This window comes from Candidatus Accumulibacter vicinus (assembly GCF_000584955.1).
Classification (GTDB): domain Bacteria; phylum Pseudomonadota; class Gammaproteobacteria; order Burkholderiales; family Rhodocyclaceae; genus Accumulibacter; species Accumulibacter vicinus.
In genome coordinates this window covers 205,987-209,415 of the sequence record NZ_JDSS02000037.1, presented here as the reverse complement: position 1 = coordinate 209,415, position 3,429 = coordinate 205,987, and the positions used below count along the sequence as shown (strand labels likewise).

Here is a 3,429-nt window from a genome sequence, read left to right as displayed (position 1 = left end):
CGCGGTAGGCACCGGACTGGACATGGCGAACCCAGTCCTGATTCTCGAGATACCACTGTACGGTCTTGCGGATACCGGTGTCGAAGGTTTCCGCCGGTTTCCAGCCCAGTTCCCGCTCGATCTTGCGGGCGTCGATGGCGTAGCGGCGATCGTGGCCGGGCCGGTCGGCGACATAGCTGATCTGTTCGTGGTAGGGCTTGCCGTCGGCACGTGGTCGAAACTCGTCGAGCAGCGCGCAGACCGTGTGTACGATGTCGAGATTGGGTTTTTCGTTCCAGCCGCCGATATTGTAGGTCTCGCCGGGACGACCGGCTTCAAGGACGCGCCGGATGGCACTGCAGTGGTCCTTGACGTAGAGCCAGTCGCGAATCTGCTGGCCGTCGCCATAGACGGGCAAGGACTTGCCGGCGAGGGCATTGACGATGATCAGTGGGATCAACTTCTCGGGGAAGTGGTAGGGGCCGTAGTTGTTCGAGCAGTTGGTGGTGAGCACTGGCAGGCCATAGGTGTGATGGTAGGCGCGCACCAGGTGGTCGCCTGCTGCCTTGCTTGCAGAGTAGGGACTGTTGGGCTCGTAGCGATGGGTTTCACTGAAAGCAGGTTCGTCTCTGGCCAAAGAGCCATAGACTTCGTCGGTGGAGACCTGCAGGAAGCGGAAGCCCTGTCTGGCCTCGTCGGCTAGGCCGTTCCAGTAAGCGCGCACGGTTTCCAGCAGATGGAAGGTCCCGACGATATTGGTCTGGATGAAGTCCTCCGGGCCGTGGATCGAGCGGTCGACGTGTGATTCGGCCGCGAAGTTGATGATTGCGCGCGGCTGGTATTGCTCCAGCAGGCGATTAGTCAGTTCGCGGTCGCCCATGTCGCCGTGCACGAAGAGGTGCCGCGGGTCGTTGGCCAGCGAGGCGAGGTTTTCGCGATTGCCCGCGTAGGTCAGCTTGTCGAGGTTGATCAGGGCTTCATCGCTCTGCATCAGCCAGTCGATCACGAAGTTGGCTCCGATGAAGCCGGCGCCGCCGGTAACCAGAATCATGGGGAAGGCCTTTCAAGCAGGGTTGCGGGGGAATGCATGCCGCGATCGGCGGGCGAATCATAGCGCGCGCAGGGTCCAAGCGGTATCGGTAGCAGACTCATCTGCCGTAGCTGTCCTCCAGACGAACGATGTCATCTTCTCCGAGGTAACTGCCGGACTGGACCTCGACGATTTCGAGGTCGATCTTGCCGGGGTTTTCCAGGCGATGAATCACGCCGAGCGGAATATAGGTCGACTGGTTTTCAGAGAGCAACAGCGATTCGTCGCCGCGCGCGATCAGTGCCGTACCCTTGACGACGATCCAATGCTCGGCGCGGTGATGATGCTTCTGCAGACTGAGGCTTGCACCTGGCTTGACCAGGATGCGCTTGACCTGGTAGCGCGGGCCGTTCGCCACCCCCTCGTAACTGCCCCAGGGACGATGCACGATGTGCCGGAATTCGGTTTCGCAACGTGTCGCGGACTTCAATTCTTCGACCAGCGCCTTGACCTCCTGCGCTTTCGACTTGTCGGCCACCAGCACCGCATCAGGGGTGGCGATCACGATCAGTTCCCTGACCCCCACCGTCGCCAGCAATCGTCCTTCGGAGAAGAGGACGCAATCGTGGGTGTCGACGCTATGCACATCGCCGCGTTGCGTGTTGCGGTTGGCACCGGTCTGTGCGATGGTCGACAGGGCATCCCAGGCGCCGATGTCGTTCCAGCCGGCAGCCAGCGGAATCACGACTCCCCGCTCGGTCTTTTCCATGACCGCATAGTCGATCGAGTTCGACGGGCTGGCCGCAAAAGCGACCGGATCGAGGCGGAGAAAGTCGAGATCGCGACGAGCACTCGCCACCGACGTGGTCACACAGTTGCGGATCGCCGGCGCGAAGCGGTCGAGTGCTTCGAGGTAGGTATCGGCGCGGAACAGGAACATGCCGCTATTCCAGAAGTAGTCGCCCGAGTCCAGATAGGCTTGTGCAGTTTCGGCATCGGGTTTTTCGACAAAACACGCGAGCGCATAGCCGTTAGGCACCGGATTGCCACGGCGAATGTAGCCGTAGCCGGTCTCCGGGCGCTCAGGCAGCACGCCAAAGGTGACCAGTGCCCCGGCGCTGGCATGCGGGATTGCTGCCCTGACCGCGTTCTGGAAGGCGGCGACATCGCCAATCACATGATCCGAGGGAAGTACCAGTAGCAGCGGCGGCGCTTTTTCACCCGCTTCGCAGAGGGCCTGCAGTGCAGCCGCGGCAACCGCCGGCGCGGTATTGCGCGCTGCCGGCTCAAGCAGGATGTCGGCCTGCAGCCCGATCTCCAGGAGTTGTTCGGCGACCAGGAAGCGGTGGTTTTCATTGGCCACGGCAATGGCCTTGCCGAGTCCTGCGAGGCCGTCGAGTCGTCGCAAGGTATTCTGGAGCAGCGAAAAATCATCAATCAGACAGAGAAACTGCTTGGGATAATGCGTTCTCGAAAGCGGCCACAACCGGGTTCCGGACCCTCCACAAAGGACGACCGGACGAATCACAGGGGAGTTCATTGACAACGTCTCCAAAACAGGGCCGACTCGCTGCGAAGGAATGGCAGGAGGCGGCATTATAAGCGCTTCGATGTTGTCTCCCAGCCTAGCAGGCGGCCGGCATCTCCTATAATGCGCACTTCCCGGCTACCGCCTTCATCACCCTGGCCCACCGATGCGCATCCTATTGGTAAAGACCTCGTCGCTCGGTGACGTAATTCACAACCTGCCGGTGCTCAGCGATCTGCGTCATGTCTTTCCCGAAGCGCTGATCGACTGGTGCGTCGAGGAGTCCTTTGCCGACATTCCCCGTCTGCATCCAGCGGTCGACCAGGTCATCCCGGTGGCCCTCAGACGTTGGCGCCGGAATCCCGGCCGGCTCGCCACCTGGCGTGAACTGCGCGATTTCCGGCGACTCATCCATCGCCAGGCGTACGACATCGTGCTCGATACGCAAGGCTTGCTGAAAAGCGCACTGATTGCCCGGCAAGCACAGGGCAGGCATTGCGGTTACGCCGCTGAAGCCGCGCGTGAACCCCTGGCCGCGCGCTTTTATGACCAGACCTTCGTCATTCCACGCAATGTGCATGCGGTGCAACGCAATCGCTGGCTGGCCGCTGCTGCTTTCGACTACCCGCTCGACCTGCCGCTCGACTACGGGATTTCGGCGCCGCCGATCGACACCGGCTGGCTCCGTGGCGATCGTCTGGGGGTGCTGCTGACGGCGACCAGTCGCGACGACAAGCTGTGGGATGAAGGGCGCTGGTGCGAACTGGGCCAGGCGCTTTGCGAGCGCGGGCTGACGCTGGTCCTGCCGGCCGGCAACGCGATCGAGAGGCAACGTGCCGAGCGTATCGCCGCAGTACTCCCCGCTGCGGTCGTGCCACCGCCGCTGAGTCTG

At 62.1% G+C, this 3,429-nt stretch carries 3 protein-coding genes; 1 reads left to right on the top strand and 2 read right to left on the bottom strand.

Annotated elements, in window-relative coordinates; genetic code table 11:
• Nucleotides 1–1,030: dTDP-glucose 4,6-dehydratase (gene rfbB, locus CAPSK01_RS16760; RefSeq protein ID WP_034929250.1), on the bottom strand; the 1,030-nt coding region annotated here is incomplete at its 3' end.
• 97 nt (nt 1,031–1,127) lie between these two features.
• Nucleotides 1,128–2,549 carry a mannose-1-phosphate guanylyltransferase/mannose-6-phosphate isomerase gene (locus tag CAPSK01_RS16755; RefSeq protein WP_034929247.1) on the bottom strand — a complete coding sequence of 474 codons (1,422 nt, stop codon included), beginning with the start codon at nt 2,547–2,549 and terminating at the stop codon, nt 1,128–1,130.
• Nucleotides 2,550–2,703: 154 nt separating this feature from the next.
• Here CAPSK01_RS16755 and waaC point away from each other — a divergent pair.
• Nucleotides 2,704–3,429, top strand: a 726-nt coding sequence (waaC, locus tag CAPSK01_RS16750; protein ID WP_034929244.1) for a lipopolysaccharide heptosyltransferase I, incomplete at its 3' end; no start/stop codon positions are given.